Source organism: Nocardioides sp. JCM 18998 (assembly GCF_055391535.1).
In genome coordinates this window covers 15,138-34,321 of the sequence record NZ_AP043886.1, presented here as the reverse complement: position 1 = coordinate 34,321, position 19,184 = coordinate 15,138, and the positions used below count along the sequence as shown (strand labels likewise).

Genomic DNA, 19,184 nt, shown 5'->3' with positions numbered 1-19,184 from the left:
CTCGATCCCTCTCGCGTCGTGTCACATGCCCTTCGGCATCAGCACGGTGTCGATGACGTAGACCGTCGCGTTCGCCGTGGGGATGTTCCCACACAGAACCTTCGCACCATCGACGGTCATTCCGCTGGTGTCGCCGCTGACGGTGACCGAGTCCTTGTTGAGCGTGGTCTGCGAGCCCACCACCTGGGTCGGGTCGAGCTTGCCGGCCACGACGTGGTGGGTCAGGATCTTGGTGAGGGTCGCCTTGTCGGCGAGCACCTTGTCGAGCGTCGCCTTGGGCAGCTTGGCGAACGCGTCGTTGGTGGGTGCGAAGACGGTCAGGCCGTCGGCGCCGTTGAGCGTGTCGGCGAGGCCGGCCTTGCCGACGGCGGTGACCAGCGTGCTCAGCAGCGGGTTGTTGCTGGCGGCGGTGGCGACCGGGTCCTTGACCATGCCGTCGAAGGAGCCGGCCCCGGTCTTCGGGATCGCCGAGCAGGCGGGTCCGAACGTCTGGGACGCGACGTCCGCCATGGCGCTGGCGCTCATCGAGTCCGAGGCCATCGGGCTCGAGGCCATCGAGCTGGTCGTGTCGCCGGCGCTGTTGTCGGCTGCCGAGTTGTCGCTGCTCCCGCACGCGCCGAGGCCGAGGGTCAGGGCCGCGGCGGCGACGGCGATGGTGCTCGAGCGACGCAGGGTGGTGATCTTCATGGCGATGCCTTCCGGTTGTGGCTCACGGGGTGTTGCTTCTGGTGATGATTCGGAGCAGGTACGTCAACGGATGGGTGCGAGCTCAGCCGACTTCGACGCTGATGCTCTGCACGCCGCTGGAGCCCGACGGGAAGGGCTCCGCGCGCACCGGCGACTGCACCTGGCCCGACCCGTCGACGACCCGGCAGGAGAGCTGGTGGCTGCCGGACGTGGCGTGCCACGGGGCGTACCACTGGCGCCAGTAGTCGTTGCCGGCGCTCGGGCCGAGGTGGGCCCTGGTCCACGGGCCGCCGTCGATGCTGACCTCGACCCGGGCGACGCCGCCGTTCTCCTGGGCCCAGGCGACGCCGCCCATCACCTGGTCGCCGGCCTTCAGCGTGGCGAGCGGTCGCGGCGTGTCGATCCGGCTGGAGATCTTGATCGGGGCGTCGGTGGCCCACCCGCGCTTGGTCCAGTACGCCTTCTCCTTGGCGTAGGTGGTCAGGTTCAGGCGGGTGATCCACTTGGTGGCGCTGATGAAGCCGTAGAGGCCCGGGATCACCATCCGCACCGGGAAGCCGTGCTCGCGGGGGAGCGGCTCGCCGTTCATGCCGACGGCGAGCATCGCGTCGCGCCCGTCGGTGGCCAGCGCGAGGGGCGTGCTGATCGTCATGCCGCTCACGTCGGTGCTGAGGATCTGGTCGGCGGTGCCGCCCACCCCGGCGCGGTCGAGGAGATCGGTGAGCCGGACGCCCAGCCAGCGGGCGCCGCCGACGTAAGGACCGCCGACGCTGTTGGAGACGCAGGTCAGGGTGATGTCACGCTCGATCATCGGCATCGCGAGCAGCTCGTCGAACCCGATGTCGAACGGGTGGGCCACGTCTCCGTCGACCCGCAGCGACCAGCCGCCGCTGTCCACCACCGGCACGTCGAGCCGGGTATCCACCCGGTAGAAGCTGTCGGACGGGGTGCGGAACGCGGTGATGCCGGGCACGGTGCGGTCGATGCCGGCCGGGAAGGGCGGCGCCGGATCCGCGGGGGCCGGCAGGGTCACGTCCTCGGCGCGGGCGCGCCGCGCGATCACCAGACGGCCGGTCTCGCCGAGGGCGGCGGCCGCGGCCGTGAGCGCGCCCAGGACGAGGATGGTACGACGGGTCACCGCACCCGGCCCGCGCCCGGCGGTCGAGGTGCGGGCCGGGCGTGCCGCGGCGCCATCGAGCCGCATCACCAGCGCCAGCGCCGCGATCGCGACCACGCCCGTCACCACGCTCGGCACGACCGCCGACGCGCTCGCCTCGGGCCGCCGTACCGCGCAGCCGGCGGCGATGCAGGCCAGGGCGCCGAGCGCGGCCACGCCGTAGCCGAGGCGACGATGGGCCAGCGGGCCGACGGCGGTGGCCACGAGCAGCACCACGACCAGCACCGATCCGACCAGGATCGTCTTGTCGTGGGTGCCGAAGTGGGCGATCGCCCACTCCTTCATCGGGGTCGGGGTGTGGTCGATGACGGTGGAGCCGACGGCGAGCACCGGGGAGGCCGCGGGCGTGGTGAAAGCGGCGACGAGGTGCCCGGCCGCGAGACCGAGGCCGCCGACGATGGGACCGATGGCGAGCCGGAGGGTACTTCTCATGGTGGTTGTTCGGAGCGGGAGCTCGGATCGGATCGGCACCCATCCGATTTCGGCCCTGCTCCGAATCACCTTCGAGAGCACCCCTCGGGGTCCCCAGGAGCGCGGAGGAACGGATGCAGCACACGCGGACGCGCGTCGCCGTGATCGGATCGGGCGTGGCCGGCTTGGTCGCGGCCTACGAGAGCCGCACCTCGGCCGACGTCACCCTCTACGAGGCCGATGAGCGGCTCGGTGGGCATGCGCACACCCACGACGTCCGCGAGGGCGACCGGACGCTCGCGATCGACACCGGGTTCATCGTGCACAACCTGCGCACCTACCCGGTGCTGACCCGGATCTTCGACGAGCTGGGCGTCGCCACCCAGGACTCCGAGATGTCGATGTCGATCAGCGATCCGCGCACCGGCGTGGAGTGGGCCGGCGCCCGGGGCCTGGGCGGGGTCCTCCCGAACGCCGCCCTGCTGGCCGATCGGGACCACCTGCGGATGCTCGCCGAGATCCCGCGCTTCCACCGGCGGGCGCGAGCACTGCTCGCGACCGAGCCCGGAGCCGGCGAGGACGGGTCCGGTGAGGACGGGTCCGGTGAGGACGGGTCCGGCGCCGACCAGACGCTGGCCGCGTTCCTGGCCGAGGGCGGCTTCTCGCCGCGGTTCGTCCGCGACTTCATGGAGCCTCTGGTCGCGGCGGTGTGGTCGTGCGATCCGCTGTCGGCGACCGCCTATCCGGCGCGCTACCTGTTCCGCTTCCTGGAGCACCACGGGATGCTCTCGATCACTGGCAGCCCGACGTGGCGCACGGTGAGCGGCGGCTCGCGGGAGTACGTCCGGCGGATCGCGGCGCACCTGCCCGACGTCCGGCTCGCAGACCCGGTGGTCGAGGTCCGCGAGCACCCGGGCGGGGTCCTCGTGGGCACCGCGGCCGGCACGGTCGAGGCGTACGACGCCGTCATCATCGCCGTCCACCCGAGCCAGGCGCTGCGGATGCTGGTCGCCCCGACCCCCGCGCAGCACCGGGTGCTGAGCGCACTGCCGTACTCCCGCAACACCGCGGTGCTGCACACCGACACCAGCCTGCTGCCGCGATCGCGGCGCACCTGGTCGTCCTGGAACTTCCGGCGCGTACGCGAGGAGGCGGGCCCGGTGGTCGTGACCTACGACCTGACCCGGCTGCAGCGACTCGACACCGACGTCCGCTACCTGGTCACGCTCGGTGGCGAGGACCTGATCGACCCGGCGACGGTGATCGACCGGATGTCCTACGAGCACCCGCTCTACACCCCGGAGTCGGTGGCGGCGCAGGCCAGGCTGCCCGAGATCGAGACGCGACGGATCGCGTTCGCCGGGGCGTACCACGGGTGGGGGTTCCACGAGGACGGCGCGCGCTCGGGGCTGGCGGCGGCCGAGCGGCTCGGCCTCGCGCGGCCGCTGCGGATCGCCCGGCAGCCCGGCCGACAGCCCGCTCCGGAGCGGGCCGCCGCGACCGACCCGGCCGTCTACGCCACCACCGTGCGGCACGTGCGGCGTGCCCCGTGGCGCCGGGAGTTCACCCACCGCTCCACGATGTGGCTGAGCGATCTCGACCGGCTCCCGGACCTCCGCACCCGCCGCGAGCGGTGGCGGGCCTTCTGGCGCGGCAGCATCGAGGCGCGCGATCACCTCGGCGACCCGAGCCGCAGCGTCCGCGAGAACCTCGCGGGCTTCCTCGCCGGCCACGGCGTCGAGCTCGGGCGGGGTCGTGTGCTGCTCGCCGCACACCCGCGGGCGCTCGGCTTCTGCTTCAACCCGATCAGCGTGTTCTGGTGCGAGCGCGAGGACGGCAGCGCGCTGGCCACCGTGGTCGAGGTGCACAACACCTACGGCGACCGGCACGCCTACCTCCTCGATCCCGAGCACCCGGGCCCGGTGGACAAGCAGATGTACGTCTCGCCGTTCCACGGCCTCGACGGCGAGTACGACGTCCGCGCACCGCGGCCCACCGATCGTCTCGACATCGCGGTCCGGCTGCGGACCGCCGACGGCGCCGCCTTCAACGCCTCGCTCACCGGCCGGCGCATCGAGCCAGGCAGCGCGGCCGCCCGCACCGCAGGCATGGCCGGCCTGCGCGACGCGCTGCTGATCCGGCTGCACGGGCTGCGGCTGTGGAGCCGCGGCCTCCCGATCCGACCCCGTCCCGTCCATCACCAGGAAGGCGTGCGATGACCGCGACCGACTGTCCCACGACCCAGCCCCTCGAGAGCTGGGCCCACCTCGACCGGATACCGAGCGGTCCGCTCGCAGCGCTGAGCGCGCGGATCGCCCGACGAGTGTTCCTGCGAACCGTCGAGAGGCTCGACGTCACCGTCCGGCTGGCCGGCGATCCCGACGGCGGCCCGTTCGGGCGCGGCGGCCCGGAGATGCTCATCCACCGGCCCGACGAGTTCTTCGCCCGGCTCGGCACCGACAAGCTGGTCGGCTTCGGCGAGGCCTACCTGACCGGCGCCTGGGACGCCGAGGACCTCGCGGGCTTCCTCGGCGTGCTGGCCGCGAACGTCGAGCGCCTGACGCCGCGCTGGCTGCAGGCCCTCCGCGGCGTGGCGATGCCCCGGACCCCGTCGCGCGATCGCGGCGCCCGGCGCGACACGCAGCGCAACATCGCGCACCACTACGACCTGTCGAACGACTTCTTCGCCCTCTTCCTCGACCCGACCATGACCTACTCCTCGGCGTGGTTCCGCACCGACCGGCTCGACCGGCCGGTGGCCGGCGACGACCTCGCCCGCGCCCAGCAGCGCAAGATCACCGCACTGCTGGACCTGGCGCGGGTCGGCTCCGGCACCCGACTGCTCGAGATCGGCACCGGCTGGGGCGAGCTGGCGATGGAGGCCGCCCGACGCGGCGCCACCGTGCACACGGTCACGCTCTCGGTCGAGCAGCGTGACCTCGCCCGCCGGCGGATCGCGGAGGCGGGGCTCGGCGACAGCATCGAGGTGGAGCTGTGCGACTACCGCGACCTCCAGGGCGAGTACGACGCGATCGTCTCGGTGGAGATGGTCGAGGCGGTCGGGTGGCGGCACTGGGGCGACTACTTCGGCGCCCTCGAGCGGCTGCTGGCGCCCTACGGCACCATCGCATTGCAGGCGATCACCATGCCGCACGCGCAGATGCTGGCGACCCGGGACAGCTACACCTGGATCAACAAGTACATCTTCCCCGGCGGCTTCCTGCCCTCGGAGAAGGCGCTGGTCGAGCAGGCCTGGCGCCACGGCCTGCGCCGGACCCACCGCACCACGCTCGGGCTGCACTACGCCGAGACGCTGCGGCAGTGGGACGAGCGCTTCCGGGCGGCCGCTGACGAGGTCTCCGCACTCGGCTTCGACGAGACCTTCGTCCGGATGTGGCACTTCTACCTGGAGTACTCCCGTGCCGGCTTCGCGTCGGGCTACCTCGATGATCTGCAGCTGCGCTTCGAGCGCGGGGGCGGGATGACCGGCACCCGGGAGAACGGATGAGCACCGCCTGGGCGCTGGTGGCGACCACCCTGCTCGCCGCCGCGGCGGTGATGACCGCCGCGGCGCTGTGGTCACGCCGGCTGCAGCGCTACGTGGTCGTGGACGCGGCCTGGGGCATCGCGTTCGTCGCGGTGGCCGTGGCGGCGGGCGTGGTCGCGACCGCGCTGGGCGCCGACGGCCCGGTCCGACGCTGGCTGCTCGTCGCGCTGGTGGCGGCGTGGGGGCTGCGGCTGAGCCGCCACCTGCTGGCCCGGATCCGGAGCGCCGACCACGACGACCCGCGCTACGAGGAGATGCTCGGCGGCCCCTACCGCGAGGTGCCGTTCCGCACCATCGTGCGCCGGGTGTTCGCCACCCAGGGGGCCGCGGCGGCGCTCGTCTCCACGCCGGTCGTGGTCGGCGTCGCCACCGCGACGCGCTGGCCGTGGGCGGTGGTGCTCGGGGTGGTCGCGTGGGTGATCGGCGTGCTCTTCGAGGCCGTCGGGGACGCCCAGCTCGCGGCCTACCGGCGCGACCCGGAGCGGGGCCCGGTGCTCGACCGTGGGCTGTGGGCCTGGACCCGGCACCCGAACTACTTCGGCGACGCCTGCGTGTGGTGGGGGCTCTGGCTCGCCGGTGGTCTCGCGACCGGCCCGATCGCCGGCCTCCTCAGCCTGCCGGCGCCGATCGCGATGACGTGGTTCCTCACCGCGGTCACCGGCGTGAAGCCGACCGAGCGGCGGATGCAGGGGCGACCGGGCTGGGACGCGTACGCCGCCCGCACCCCGATGCTGGTGCCGCGACCACCTCGGCGGTAGCCGCCCACGAACCTGCGCCGGCGGGCATCAGCGCGCCTGCCGGCGCAGCTCCTCGTACGCCGAGAGCGTCTCGGCGCGCTGCTCGGCATGGTCGACGATCGGTGCCGGATAGCCCGCCGGCGAGCCGCCCTCGAGCCGCCACGGCTCGTGCACCTCGCGTCCGTCCAGCGCGCGCAGCTCCGGCACCCAGCGCCGGATGTACACGCCGTCGGGATCGAACTTCCGCGACTGGGTGACCGGATTGAAGATCCGGAAGTACGGCGCCGCGTCGGTCCCGCAGCCGGCCACCCACTGCCAGTTGTGCTGGTTGCTGGCCAGGTCGCCGTCGATCAGGTGCCGCAGGAAGTGCCGCGCACCGTGCTGCCACTCCACGTGCAGGTCCTTGACCAGGAACGACGCCACCAGCATCCGCACCCGGTTGTGCATCCAGCCCTCGCCGAGCAGCTGCCGCATCCCGGCGTCGACCAGCGGATAGCCGGTCCGGCCCTCCTGCCAGGCCGTCAGCCGGTCGCGCAGCTCGGTGCCGGTGACGTAGGGCAGCCCGCGCAGCTCCGGGCGGAAGTAGTCCCGCGCGCTCGCCGGCCAGGCGTCGAGCACCGCTGCGTAGAACTCGCGCCAGGCCAGCTCCCGCCGGAAGACGTCGTCGTCCGGCCCGAGGTCGGCCAGCAGGGTGCGCGGGTGGATGCTGCCGATCTTCAGGTACGGCGAGAGCCGCGAGCTGCCGTCGACGTCGGCGCGCTCGCGTGCCTCGGGGTAGTCCGTGAGCCGCTCGCGGAACGACGCCCAGGCGGCCAGCGCCGCCGCCTCGCCGGCCTCCGGCAGGGCGGTGTCGCCGATGTCCGGCTCGTCGGGGAGGTGCTCGCTGTGCACGTGGGCGTCGTGCTTCGACACCGCCCAGGTGATGGCCGCGGCATCCGTCGCGGCCGGGGCGCGCCAGCCGTGCGCCATCCAGGCCCGGTAGAACGGACCGTAGACCTGGAACGGCTTGTCCGCCTTGGTCCGCACCCGGCCGGGTGCGACCGCGTACGGCGAGCCGGTCGCCACCAGCGGCACCGGCCCGTCGCCGTCGCCGGCGCGCAGCTCGCCGAGCGCCTGCCGGACCCGCTCGTCGCGGCGCCTCCCGTACGGCGCGAAGTCGGCGCTGACGTGCACGCTGCCGGCGCCCGTCTCGGCGACCACGCCGGGCACGACCTGCTCGGGCCGCCCGTGCCGGACGAGCAGCCGGGTGTCGTGCTCGCGCAGGTCCCGGTCGAGCGCGTGCAGCGAGCGCAGCACCCACGCGGTCCGGACCGGCCCGGACGCGCGCAGCAGGGCGTCGTCGAGGACGAAGAGCGGGACCACGCCGTCCTCGCCGGCCGCGGCCGCGGCGGCGTCGAGCGCGGGGTGGTCGCCCAGGCGCAGGTCGCGCCGGAGCCACAGCACCGAGGCGCCCACGATCTCAGCGCTCCTGGGCGCGGCGGAGCAGGGCCGGGTCGTGCGCGTTGACCAGCAGCAGTCCCGGGTCGTGGGTGGCCCACAGCTCGGCGAGCCGGGCGTGGTTGCGCTGCACGAGCCGCCACTCGTGGGCGAAGGATCGCTCGGAGAGCAGGACGGAGGTCGGCGTACGGCCCCCGGAGAGCTGGCGCTCGTCGTAGAACGCGTCGCCGGCGTGCAGCACCCAGCGCTCGCCCGCGTCGACCGCGACCGCCGCGTGGCCGCGGGTGTGGCCGGGCAGCGCGACCAGGACGATGCCGTCGGAGATCTCGGTCAGCTCGCGGGCGGCGGCGAAGCCGCGCCAGGCCTCGCCGGCGACGGGGGAGTGCTCGACCAGGTGCGGGTGGTGGGCGAGCTGGGCGGCGCGGTAGCGGGTCCTCTCGAGCCGCGTCCGCGGCTGCTGCGCGGCACGCGCCTCGGACGTGGTCAGGTGGATCCGTGCTTCGGGGAAGTCGCTCAGCCCGCCGATGTGGTCCATGTCCGCGTGGGTGAGCACGACGTGCTGCACGTCGGCGGCGGAGAAGCCCAGTGCCTCCACCTGTCGCAGGGCCGTCTCCGCGGGGTCGAGGACCGGCCGGATCACGTGCCGGCCGGGGCCGAGCCGGCTGCCCGGAGCCGCGCCGTCCGCCAGCCCGTACCCGGTGTCGACGAGCACCAGGCCGGACCGGTCGGTCTCCACCAGGAGCACGTGGGCGACCAGCTCGGGCGTCAGGAGCGGCCGCATCGTGCCGCAGTTGAGGTGATGAACCCGCATGCCGGTCAATCTAGGCGACGCGAGCCTGCCGACGCTCGGAGCCGTTCGTGGCCGGTCTGCCAGACTCGCCGCCATGAGAGCGGTCACCACGCACGAGGGTCGGCTCGAGGTCTCCGAGATCGCCGATCTGCGACCCGGACCGGGCCAGATCCTGCTCGATGTGGTGCGCTGCGGGATCTGCGGCTCCGACCTGCACGCCCGAACGCACGGCGACGTGACCGCCGATGCGCTCACCGAGGTGGGCTACGAGGACTTCATGCGCTCGAGCGACAGCGTGGTCCTGGGGCACGAGTTCGTCGGCACGATCAGGGAGTACGGCCCGAAGACCCGCCACGCCTGGGCGACCGGATCGCGGGTGGTGGCGTTGCCGATGCTCGGCACCGAGGAGGGCGTCCACCTGACCGGGCTCTCGCCGAAGGCGCCGGGCGGGTACGCCGAGCAGGTCCTCGTCTCGGAGGCGTTCACCCTCCCGGTGCCGAGCGGCGTCAGCGACGAGCACGCCGCGCTCACCGAGCCGCTCGCGGTGGCCCATCACGCGGTCCGGCGAGCACAGATCGGCTCGCGCGAGGTCGCGCTGGTGATCGGCTGCGGTCCGATCGGGCTCGCGGTGATCCTGATGCTCAAGGCGGCCGGCGTACGGACCGTGGTCGCCTCCGACCTCTCCGCGGCCCGCCGCGACCTCGCCGGCAGGTGCGGGGCCGACATCGTGGTCGACCCACGCGAGAGCGACCCGTTCGACGCGTACGGCAGGCGTCGCGGCCACCTGCGCAGCGCCTCCCAGCTCTTCGACCTCGCGCTCGGCAGCATGCGCGGGCTGCGCTCGGTGCCGCTGCTGCCGTGGGCCCGCGCGATGCGGCTGGCCGAGCGGGCCGGTCAGGTGCCGAGGGGCCCGGTCGTCTTCGAGTGCGTCGGCGTCCCGGGGATGATCGACGGCCTCGTCGCCCAGGCGCCGCTGCGCTCGCGGGTGATCGTGGTGGGCGTCTGCATGGAGCCCGACCGGATCCGGCCCTCGGTGGCGATCGGCAAGGAGATCGACCTGCGGTTCGTCTTCGGCTACGACCCGGCGGAGTTCCACGAGACCCTGCAGTGGATCGCCTCGGGTCGGGTCGACCCGGCGCCGCTGGTCACCGGCACGATCGGGCTCGACGGCGTCGCCGCGGCGTTCGAGCAGCTCGCCGACGCCGGCGAGCACGCCAAGATCCTGATCGACCCGCTGCGCTAGGCGGTCGACCGGCGGGAGACGCTCAGAGCTCCGGCATCGCGTCCGCGTCGGGACGACGCGGGACCCGCAGGGCCAGGGCGGCGGCGACGACCGAGGCGACGATGCAGGCGGCGAACAGGGCGCGGTAGGAGCCGAGCGTCGACCAGGCGGCCGGCTGGCCGTCGATCACCGTGACCACGAGGTGGCCGGCGAGCACCGAGCCGCCGATCGCGGAGGCGAGCGACGTGCCGAGCGATCGCGCCAGCGAGTTGAGGCCGTTGGCCGCGGCCAGCTCGGTGACCGGGGTGTGGGTGTTGATCAGGGTCGGCATGGCGGCGTACCCGAGGGCGACGCCGACGCCGATCACGGTGGTGCCGGCGATGACCTCCCACAGGTGGGCGGTCAGGGTGATCCGGACGACCCAGCCCAGGCCCACGATGAGGGCGCCGGCCGCGAGCGTCTTCGGGGCGCCGATCCTGTGGATCATGGCCGCCGAGACGTTCGAGAGCAGCAGCATCATCAGGCCGGCGGGCAGCATCGCCAGGCCGCTGACCAGGATGGTGGAGCCGAAGCCGTACCCGCTCTCGACCGGCGCCTGGACGTACTGCGCGGTGCCGATCATCATCGCGAAGAGCGCGAAGCCGAAGAGCACCGACGCGACGTTCGTCAGCACGATCGGCTTGCGCCGCAGGGCGGCCAGGTCGACGAGCGGATCGGAGGTGCGTGACTCGACCATGCCGAAGAGGACGAGCAGGACGGCGGCGACGGCCAGCAGGCCGAGGGTCCGCGCCGAGCCCCAGCCCCACGACGAGGTCTCGGCGAGCGGTAGCAGGAGGGCGACGAGTGCGGCGCTGAGCAGTACGGCGCCGACGTAGTCGATCCGGCCGCGCGTCCGGCTGAGCGCCTCGGGGACCACGGTCCAGATGCCGACCAGGGAGACCGCCCCGACGATCGCGGTGATCCAGAAGGTCCAGCGGAAGTCGACGTGCTCCCCGATCAGGCCGCCGATCGGCAGCGCGAGCGCGCTGCCCACGCCCAGCATCGCGCTGATCAGCGCGATCGCCGGGCCGACCTTGTCCCGGGGGAGGAGCGAGGCGAGCAGGCTGATCCCGAGCGGGATGGCGGCCATCGATGCGCCCTGGACGGCGCGGCCGATGATGATGACGGTGACATCGGTCGTCACGGCGCTGAGTACGGAGCCGACCACCAGTGCCAGGACGGCGATCGCCAGCATCAGCCGCTTGCCGAACATGTCGCCGAGACGACCGAAGAGCGGCACGGCGACGGCGCCGACGAGCAGGGTCGACGTCAGCAGCCACTCCACGGTCGAGGCCGAGGGGTGGGAGGGGATCTGGTCCGGCAGGAGGCCGAGGACCGGGATCAGCAGCGACTGCGACATCGCGACAGCCAGGGCGGCCGTGCCGACGATGAGGAGCTCGGCGCGGGATCGCCCCGGGGAGGTAGGGGCTGCGATCTCCACCCCGGTGGGCTGCGTCATGCTCTCGACCTTAACGGAATGAGTCTCCGATTTTACCTTCGGCGGGCGACCTGGAAGCGTGGTCTCCGCCACGCGGACGGCGCAGATGGAAGACGCCGCTGACCCGGCAGTCCCTGACGAAATGGGGGGGTCTTCGCCTGGGTCACGCGGCAGGTCAGCGGCGCAGGGACATCTTCACATGACCCGTAGCGGTCGCCAAATCATTCGGTGTCGAACGTCATTCCCGGCTCCCGGAAACGGGACCCGGGACGACTCTCCGGATTCGTTCCCCCGAGGGGCACCCGAGCGTTAAGGTCGCCACTGCGGGTGTGTCCGCGGATGGGAGTGCACGATGGTCGCGAGCTTCGCTGAGGACGGCGTGGCGACGGTTCTTCAGCCGCGCCGCAGCACGGAGGACAAGCACCAGACCCGCCGGGACCAGCTGGCCGAGTCCGCGCTGGTGACCCTGGGCGAGCTGGGCTACGCCCGTACGGGTCTGCGCGACATCGCCGCGAACTCCCCGTTCAGCCACGGCGTGGTGCACTACTACTTCCGCGACAAGAACGAGCTCATCGTCTACTGCGTGCGCTACCACAAGGCGCGGTGCGTGCTGCGCTACGACGACGTCGTCGATCAGGCCACGACCCCGCAGGAGCTGGTCGACGGCTTCATCGCGCGGCTGCGACTCACGCTCTCCTCGGACGCCCCGATGCACCGCCTCTGGTACGACCTGCGCACCGCCAGCATGTTCGAGGACCCGCTGCGCGAGACCGTCGTGGTCATCGACGGGTGGCTGCAGGACATGACCTGGCGGGTCGTCTCCCGCTACGCCGTCCTCTCCGGGCGCGAGGTCGGGGTGTCGCCCCAGATCGCGTACGCCATCATCGACGGCCTCTTCCTCCAGGCCCTGCTCGGGATGCACGAGCGCCCCGCTGCCGCGATGGACCAGATCGAGCAGTCGCTGCGCCAGCTCCTGCCGACGCTCCTGCTCCCGGCCTGACCCCTCCCCGGGCGTCGCGGCGGAGTCGCGTAGGAGTCTGGGCCGTGCGTCTGGGATGATCGTCCTCGTTCACCGAGCGGTAGAGGGACGAGGACGATGACGCAGGAGCAGCAGGAGGCCACGACGCACGACGTCGAGGCGCTGCAGGAGAAGTGGCGACCGGTCTGGGAGCGGCTCGACCCGTTCAAGGCGGGACTGCGTGAGGGTGCCGAGAAGCGCTACGCGCTGACGATGTTCCCCTACCCGTCGGGTGACCTCCACATGGGTCACGCCGAGGTGATGGCGCTGCACGACGTGCTCGCGCGCTTCTGGTGGCAGAAGGGCTACGACGTCCTCAACCCCATCGGTTGGGACTCCTTCGGCCTGCCCGCCGAGAACGCCGCGATCAAGCGCAACGAGCACCCGGCGCAGTACACCTACGCCAACATCGAGACCCAGGCGGAGTCCTTCCGCCGCTACGGCGTCTCGTTCGACTGGTCGCGCCGGCTGCACACCTCCGACCCGGAGTACTACCGCTGGACCCAGTGGCTCTTCCTGAAGTTCCGCGAGTGGGGCCTGGCCTACCGCAAGAACTCCCCGGTCAACTGGTGCCCCAACGACCAGACCGTGCTCGCCAACGAGCAGGTCCTGGCCGACGGCACGTGCGAGCGCTGCGGCGCCGTGGTGACCAAGAAGGAGCTGACGCAGTGGTACTTCAAGATCACCGACTACGCCCAGCGCCTGCTCGACGGCATCGACCAGCTCGAGGGCAGCTGGCCTGACCGCGTCGTCGCCTCGCAGCGCAACTGGATCGGCCGCTCCGACGGCGCGCACGTCGACTTCGTGCTCAACCTCTCCGGCTCGGAGGTCGAGCCCGTCGAGACCCGTACCGTCACGGTCTTCACCACCCGCCCCGACACGCTGCCGGGCGCGACGTTCATGGTCGTCGCCGCCGACGCCGCGCTCGCCACCGAGATCGTCGCGCCGGCCCAGGCCGCCGCGCTCGAGGCGTACGTCGAGGAGACCCGCAAGGCCTCCGACATCGACCGCCTGGCCACCGACCGCCCCAAGACCGGCGTCGACCTCGGCATCACCGCGACCAACCCGCTGACCGGCGACCAGATCCCGGTCTGGGCTGCCGACTACGTGCTGGCCGACTACGGCACCGGCGCGATCATGGCCGTGCCCGCGCACGACCAGCGTGACCGCGAGTTCGCCGAGAAGTTCGGCCTGCCGATCGTCGCCGTCTACGACGACTCCGAGGGCGCTGCGCCGTACGACAAGAAGGCGGCGATCGCTGCCTCCATCGAGCGGCTCGAGGCCGCCGGCACCGGGCAGGGCACGATCAACTACCGCCTGCGCGACTGGCTGCTCTCGCGCCAGCGCTTCTGGGGTGCGCCGATCCCGATCATCCACTGCCCCGCCTGTGGCGAGGTCCCGGTGCCGGAGTCGGAGCTGCCCGTACGCCTGCCCGACGACGTCAAGGGCGAGGAGCTGAAGCCGAAGGGCAGCTCCCCGCTGGCTGCGATCGAGTCCTGGGTCAACGTGGAGTGCCCGCAGTGCGGCGGCCCGGCCAAGCGCGACTCCGACACGATGGACACCTTCGTCGACTCGTCGTGGTACTTCCTGCGCTACGTCTCCCCGCACCTCGACACCGCGCCGTTCGACGTCGAGGCGCTCCGGCAGTGGGGTCCGATCGACCAGTACGTCGGCGGGGTGGAGCATGCGGTGCTCCACCTGCTCTACTCGCGCTTCTTCACCTACGTCCTGCACGACAAGGGCTACCTCGACTTCGAGGAGCCCTTCACCCGGCTGATGTCGCAGGGCGTCGTCATCAACCAGGGCAAGAAGATGTCGAAGTCGCTCGGCAACGGCGTCAACCTGGGTGACCAGCTCGACGAGTTCGGCGTCGACGCGGTCCGCCTGACCCTGGTCTTCGCCAGCCCGCCGGAGGACAACATCGACTGGGCCGACGTCTCGCCGTCGGGATCGGTCCGCTTCCTGCACCGCGCGCTGCGTCTGGCGACCGACGTGACGTCGGAGCCGGGCGTCTCGGCGGCCGAGGGCGACGTGGCGCTGCGCCGCGTCACGCACAAGACCCTGCACGAGGTCGAGGCCCTCATGGAGACGTACCGCTTCAACGTGGTGGTCGCGCGCACCATGGAGCTGGTCAACGCGACCCGCAAGGCGATCGACAACCCGGAGATCGGTGCCGGCGACCCGGCCGTGCGGGAGGCCGTCGAGGCCGTCGCGATCCTGCTCTCGCTGGTCGCGCCCTACACCGCCGAGGAGATGTGGGAGCGGCTCGGCCGCAACCCCGAGCACGCCACCACGGTGGCGCGCGCCGGCTGGCCGGCCATCGAGGAGGCGCTTCTCGTCGACGACACCGTGACCGCGGTGGTCCAGGTCAAGGGCAAGGTGCGCGCCCGCCTGGAGGTCGCCCCGTCGATCTCCGAGGCCGACCTCGAGGCGCTCGCCCTGGCGGCGGTCGACCTCGGTGGCGAGACCCCCAAGAAGGTCATCGTGCGCGCTCCGAAGCTGGTCAACATCGTCGTCTAGCCCGGTGGTCGAGCCTGTCGAGACCCGGATCGTCGTGGTCGGCACCTCGGGTGCCGGCAAGACGACCCTGGCCGGGCGGGTCTCCGCCCGGCTGGGGGTCGAGCACGTCGAGATCGACGGGCTCCACCACGGCCCCGGCTGGACGCCGCGGCCCGAGTTTATCGACGACGTGCGTGCCTTCGCCGCCCGGGACGCGTGGATCACGGAGTGGCAGTACGCCGCCGCTCGGCCGGTGCTGCTCGAGCGGGCGACGCTCGTGGTGTGGCTGGACTATCCGCTGTGGCTGCGGATGAGCCGCGTCGTGCGGCGCACGGTGTCGCGGCGGGTGCGGCGTACGACGCTGTGGAACGGCAACGTCGAGCCGCCGCTGTGGCGCGCGTTCACCGCCCCGGAGGGGATCATCCGCTGGGCGTGGCGCACCCGGCACAAGTACCGCGACCTCCCGGCGTGGCTCGCCGACGCCGGGCGGGCGGACCTGCCGATCGTGCGGCTGCGCTCCCAGGCTCAGACGGACGCCTGGCTCGGCGGCCTGCCTGCCGATGGCCTCAGAGGCTGAGCCAGCAGATCAGCGTCAGGATCGCCACTAGGGCGACCAGCAGGATGATGCCGGGCAGCTCGGCCGGGTCGGAGGGCTGCTCGCGCTCGTTGATCTCGATCGTCATGGTGTGCCTCCGGTACCCACGATCTCCGTGCGCTGTCATCCGCAGACGACTCGGCTGGTGATGGTCGTCACCGCTAGGGTCTAGCCATGGCACCGGCAGCACCGATCGCGGTCGTCACCGATTCGACCGCGCTCCTTCCCTCGGGGGAGGCGCCGCCGGGGGTGATCGTCGTGCCGCTGCAGGTGATCATCGACGAGGAGTGCTTCGCCGAGGGCGGCGAGCAGGCCTCGCCGGCCGCGGTGCTGGCGGCCTTCGCCGCCAAGCGGAAGGTCAGCACCTCGCGCCCCGCGCCGACCACGATGCGCGACGTCTACACCCGGCTCGCGGGCGAGGGGTACGAGCAGATCCTGTCGATCCACCTCTCCGCCGAGATGAGCGGCACCCTGGAGTCGGCGCAGCTGGCCGCGCGCGAGGTCTCGATCCCCGTGACGACGCTCGACACCCGGGCGGTGGGCCCCTCGGTCGGCTTCGCCGCGGTGGCCGCGCTGCGGGCCGTCGGGGCCGGTGCGAGCGTGGAGGAGGCGGTCCGGGTCGCGAAGGCCCGCGCCGAGAGCACCCGCACCCTGATCTACGTCGACTCGCTGGAGCCGATGCGCCGCGGCGGGCGGATCGGCACCGCGGCGGCACTGGTCGGCTCCGCCCTCGCGGTCAAGCCGCTCCTGACCGTCGGCGAGGGCCGGATCGTGGTGATGGAGAAGGTCCGGACCGCGCAGCGGGCGCTGGCGCGGATGGAGGAGATCGCGCTCGACTCCATCCCCGAGGGGCCGGTGGAGATCGCCGTCGGGCACCTGGCCGCAGCGGATCGGGCCGAGCGACTCGTCGCGGCGCTCACCGAGCGGCTCGGCGACCGGCTCGCGGTGCCGGTGCACTCCGGCGAGGTCGGCGCCGGGCTCGGGGCGCACGTCGGGCCGGGCATGCTGGCGGTCGTGGTGGCGCCGGCGCTCTGAGCGCGTTTTGGGCCACTTTCCGTCCACAGGGCGGGTCACGGGACGGGTTGTCCCCAGCGTCGTCGGCGCAGGCTGCGGCCGGCCGCGGGCATGCCTAGCGTCGAGCCATGCGAACCCGACCCGACGTACAGCAGGAGACGCTCAGCCGCCGGCTGGCGCTGGTCCGTCCCGAGCCGGGCGGGAGCGTCCCCGAGGAGAGTGACCCCGAGGAGAGCGCCTGGTGGACGGCACACGCCGGTGGACCGGGGTGGCAGGAGGCCGCATTCGGTGGGCGTGCTCCTGACGATCCGGTGCCCGATCAGCGGGAGGTGGGCGGGACGCTCGTGCCCGAGCCGGGACGCCACGCCGCCCGCCGGTCCCTGCTGCAGGTGCCGCGACTTCCCGAGGCGCTGCAGGGGCGCGCGATGCTCGGCACCGGACAGCTCGCCGTGGTCGCCCTGGTGCTGGTCGCCGCGCTCGCGCTGACCTGCTGGTGGCTCGCACGCGGCCGAGCCTCCGATCTGGCGCCGGTGGCGGCGCCGACCGACGCACCCTCCGCACTGGTCTCGCTCGCGGCGGATCCGGGCACCGGCGCGGCGACCCCTGCCGCGGTCGTCGCCGACGCCTCTGCGGGGGCAGCAGGCGCCGCGGGGTCAGTGACCGTCGACGTCGAGGGGAAGGTCCGGCGCCCCGGGATCGTGGTCCTCCCGACCGGCTCCCGGGTCACCGACGCGCTCAAGGAGGCGGGCGGGGTGCCGCGCCGGGCCGCCCTGCACGGGCTCAACCTCGCCGCCGTGCTCACCGACGGCCAACAGATCGTCGTCGGCGCCTCTCCCGCGGCGGTGGTCGACTCCTCCGGCCTCGCCGCCGCAGGCGGCGAGGCCCCTGCCGGCGCGCTCGTCGATCTCAACACCGCCGACGCCGAGCAGCTCGACACCCTGCCGGGCGTCGGGCCGGTGACCGCACAGTCGATCCTGGAGTGGCGCGAGCAGAACGGCGGCTTCACATCGGTCCAGGAGCTGCTCGAGGTGGACGGCATCGGCCCACCGACAATCTGCTAGCAACCTAGTAGAGTCCGGCCATGACGTCGATCCACCTCGCGCCGCCGATCCCGAAGAACGTCGCACTCCTCGTCCGGATCAGCGATGACCGCGAGGGCGACGCCGAGGGCGTGAAGCGACAGGAGGTCGACGGGCGCAAGCTCGCCGCCACCCTCGGCTGGACCGTCGGCGAGGTCGTCGTCGAGAACGACACCAGCGCCTTCAAGCGCCGCCGAGTCCGCCTCCCCAACGGCAAGACCGAACTCCGCGTCTTCCGGCCCGGCCTGCGCAAGGTCCTCGAGCTGATCGAGTCCGGTGCCATCGACGGCCTCGTCGTCTACGACCTCGACCGCACAGCGCGCGACCCGCGCGACCTCGAAGACCTCATCGACGCCGTCGAGCAGCGGATCCCGCGGCTGCCCGTACGGTCCGTGACCGGCTCCCTGCAGCTCGACAACGACGCAGACGTCACGATGGCGCGCGTGATGGTCGCGCTCGCCAACAAGGCCAGCCGCGACACCTCCCGCCGCCTCAAGCGCAAGCTCGAGGACAAGGCCGCCGCGGGGGAGTACGGCGGCGGCGGAGCGCGCCGCTACGGCTACGAGCGAGACGGCGTCACCGTCCGCGAAGACGAAGCCGAGATCATCCGCGAGGCCGGCCGCCGCATCCTCGACGGCGAGTCAGCAGTCGCCATCTGCAAGGACCTCGACGCCCGCGGCATCAGCCCGGTGAAGGCGAAGCAGTGGTCCTCGAAGACCCTGATCGACGTCCTGCGCTCGCCGAGGATCGCAGGACTGCGCGTCCACCACGGCGAGGTCGTCGGCAAGGCCGCGTGGCCCGCGATCATCAGCCTCGAGACCCACGAGCAGCTGCTCGCCCAGCTCGCGGCGAACTCGCACGGCCGCGGGAAGATGGCGCTGCGGTACTGGTGCAACCAGCTCCTGTGGTGCGACCTGTGCGGGCGCTCCCTCGCCGGGTGCTGGCTCGTCGGCGAGAAGTACCGCTACTGGTGCGCGACCAACAAGAACCCGCGCGGATGCGGCAAGATCGGCATCGCGGGAGCCCAGGTCGAGCAGGAGATCGAGCGCCAGGTCCTCGAGTACCTCGCGCGGAGCGACGTGCTCGCGGCGCTCGCGGGCGGCGTGTCCAGCGCGGCTATCGACGAGACCCGGCGCCTGGCCGAGGAGGACGATCGCCAGCTGAAGGAGCTGGCGCGCGCGCACGGTAATCGGCAGATCAGCATGGTGGAGTGGCTGGAGGCCAGGGCGCCGGTCGAGGCTCGCCTCAAGGGGTATCGGCAGACGTTGAAGGCGGTCGTCCCTCTGCGTGTGCGTCGGGTGCTGGAGGCCGATGACCAGCGCGCGGCGTGGGCTGCGCTCGACCCGTCGGGGAAGCGTGAGGTCGCGCAGGTGATCCTCGCGAGCGGCGGGTTCAAGGGGTGGGGTGTCGCGCCGGCCGACTTGTCGAAGCCGCGGCGGTTCGATCCGACCCGGCTGGTGCTGGCTGCGGTCGACGAAGCCTGATTCTGTCGGT

At 72.6% G+C, this 19,184-nt stretch carries 15 protein-coding genes; 10 read left to right on the top strand and 5 right to left on the bottom strand.

Annotation, left to right across the window (positions count from 1 at the left end):
* Positions 1–21 precede the first annotated feature (21 nt).
* Complete coding sequence (locus tag ACZ5L9_RS00170; RefSeq protein ID WP_464532079.1) at positions 22–687, bottom strand: fasciclin domain-containing protein; 666 nt, start codon at positions 685–687, stop codon at positions 22–24.
* A gap of 82 nt (positions 688–769) precedes the next feature.
* Positions 770–2,296, bottom strand: coding sequence for a molybdopterin-dependent oxidoreductase (locus ACZ5L9_RS00165; RefSeq protein ID WP_464532075.1), 1,527 nt, complete (start codon positions 2,294–2,296; stop codon positions 770–772).
* 113 nt (positions 2,297–2,409) lie between these two features.
* Between ACZ5L9_RS00165 and ACZ5L9_RS00160 the strand changes: the two genes are divergently transcribed.
* The 3 genes from ACZ5L9_RS00160 to ACZ5L9_RS00150 are packed head-to-tail and all read left to right on the top strand — an operon-like array spanning position 2,410 to position 6,580.
* The gene (locus ACZ5L9_RS00160) at positions 2,410–4,494 is read left to right on the top strand and encodes a DUF1365 family protein (protein WP_464532070.1); all 2,085 of its coding nucleotides are present in this window, start codon (positions 2,410–2,412) and stop codon (positions 4,492–4,494) included.
* Positions 4,491–5,783 (top strand): class I SAM-dependent methyltransferase, encoded by a 1,293-nt coding sequence (locus ACZ5L9_RS00155; RefSeq protein ID WP_464532067.1) that lies wholly within the window; start codon positions 4,491–4,493, stop codon positions 5,781–5,783. The genes ACZ5L9_RS00160 and ACZ5L9_RS00155 overlap by 4 nt, the downstream gene beginning before the upstream one ends.
* Positions 5,780–6,580: a DUF1295 domain-containing protein gene (locus ACZ5L9_RS00150; RefSeq protein WP_464532063.1), complete on the top strand. Its 801-nt coding sequence runs from the start codon at positions 5,780–5,782 to the stop codon at positions 6,578–6,580. Before ACZ5L9_RS00155 ends, ACZ5L9_RS00150 begins: the two co-directional genes overlap by 4 nt.
* A 27-nt stretch (positions 6,581–6,607) precedes the next feature.
* Here the strand turns inward: ACZ5L9_RS00150 and ACZ5L9_RS00145 are convergent, their stop codons facing one another.
* The gene (locus ACZ5L9_RS00145; RefSeq protein WP_464532059.1) at positions 6,608–8,014 is read right to left on the bottom strand and encodes a cryptochrome/photolyase family protein; all 1,407 of its coding nucleotides are present in this window, start codon (positions 8,012–8,014) and stop codon (positions 6,608–6,610) included.
* Positions 8,015–8,018: 4 nt separating this feature from the next.
* Positions 8,019–8,807: an MBL fold metallo-hydrolase gene (locus tag ACZ5L9_RS00140; RefSeq protein ID WP_464532056.1), complete on the bottom strand. Its 789-nt coding sequence runs from the start codon at positions 8,805–8,807 to the stop codon at positions 8,019–8,021.
* Between the two features lie 73 nt (positions 8,808–8,880).
* Here ACZ5L9_RS00140 and ACZ5L9_RS00135 point away from each other — a divergent pair, with 73 nt between their 5' ends.
* Entirely contained in the window at positions 8,881–10,029 is a 1,149-nt protein-coding gene (locus tag ACZ5L9_RS00135; protein ID WP_464532054.1) for a zinc-binding dehydrogenase, read from the top strand.
* A 22-nt stretch (positions 10,030–10,051) separates the two neighbouring features.
* Here ACZ5L9_RS00135 and ACZ5L9_RS00130 read toward each other — a convergent pair whose 3' ends face one another.
* On the bottom strand, positions 10,052–11,506 hold the full coding sequence (locus ACZ5L9_RS00130; protein ID WP_464532051.1) for an MFS transporter: 1,455 nt from the start codon (positions 11,504–11,506) through the stop codon (positions 10,052–10,054).
* A 331-nt stretch (positions 11,507–11,837) separates the two neighbouring features.
* Between ACZ5L9_RS00130 and ACZ5L9_RS00125 the strand changes: the two genes are divergently transcribed.
* The 6 genes from ACZ5L9_RS00125 to ACZ5L9_RS00100 all read left to right on the top strand — a co-directional run bounded on the left by ACZ5L9_RS00125 (position 11,838) and on the right by ACZ5L9_RS00100 (position 19,174).
* A complete protein-coding gene (locus ACZ5L9_RS00125; RefSeq protein ID WP_464532048.1) occupies positions 11,838–12,485 on the top strand; it encodes a TetR/AcrR family transcriptional regulator in 648 nt (215 codons plus the stop codon).
* A gap of 96 nt (positions 12,486–12,581) precedes the next feature.
* Positions 12,582–15,023 (top strand): leucine--tRNA ligase, encoded by a 2,442-nt coding sequence (gene leuS / locus ACZ5L9_RS00120; protein ID WP_464532044.1) that lies wholly within the window; start codon positions 12,582–12,584, stop codon positions 15,021–15,023.
* 4 nt (positions 15,024–15,027) lie between these two features.
* Positions 15,028–15,579 carry a P-loop NTPase family protein gene (locus tag ACZ5L9_RS00115; RefSeq protein ID WP_464532042.1) on the top strand — a complete coding sequence of 184 codons (552 nt, stop codon included), beginning with the start codon at positions 15,028–15,030 and terminating at the stop codon, positions 15,577–15,579.
* A 192-nt stretch (positions 15,580–15,771) separates the two neighbouring features.
* Positions 15,772–16,632 (top strand): DegV family protein, encoded by an 861-nt coding sequence (locus tag ACZ5L9_RS00110; RefSeq protein ID WP_464532040.1) that lies wholly within the window; start codon positions 15,772–15,774, stop codon positions 16,630–16,632.
* Positions 16,633–16,739: 107 nt separating this feature from the next.
* Positions 16,740–17,672, top strand: a complete 933-nt coding sequence (locus ACZ5L9_RS00105; protein WP_464532038.1) for a ComEA family DNA-binding protein — start codon at positions 16,740–16,742, stop codon at positions 17,670–17,672.
* A 20-nt stretch (positions 17,673–17,692) separates the two neighbouring features.
* Positions 17,693–19,174, top strand: coding sequence for a recombinase family protein (locus ACZ5L9_RS00100; protein ID WP_464532034.1), 1,482 nt, complete (start codon positions 17,693–17,695; stop codon positions 19,172–19,174).
* Positions 19,175–19,184 lie beyond the last annotated feature (10 nt).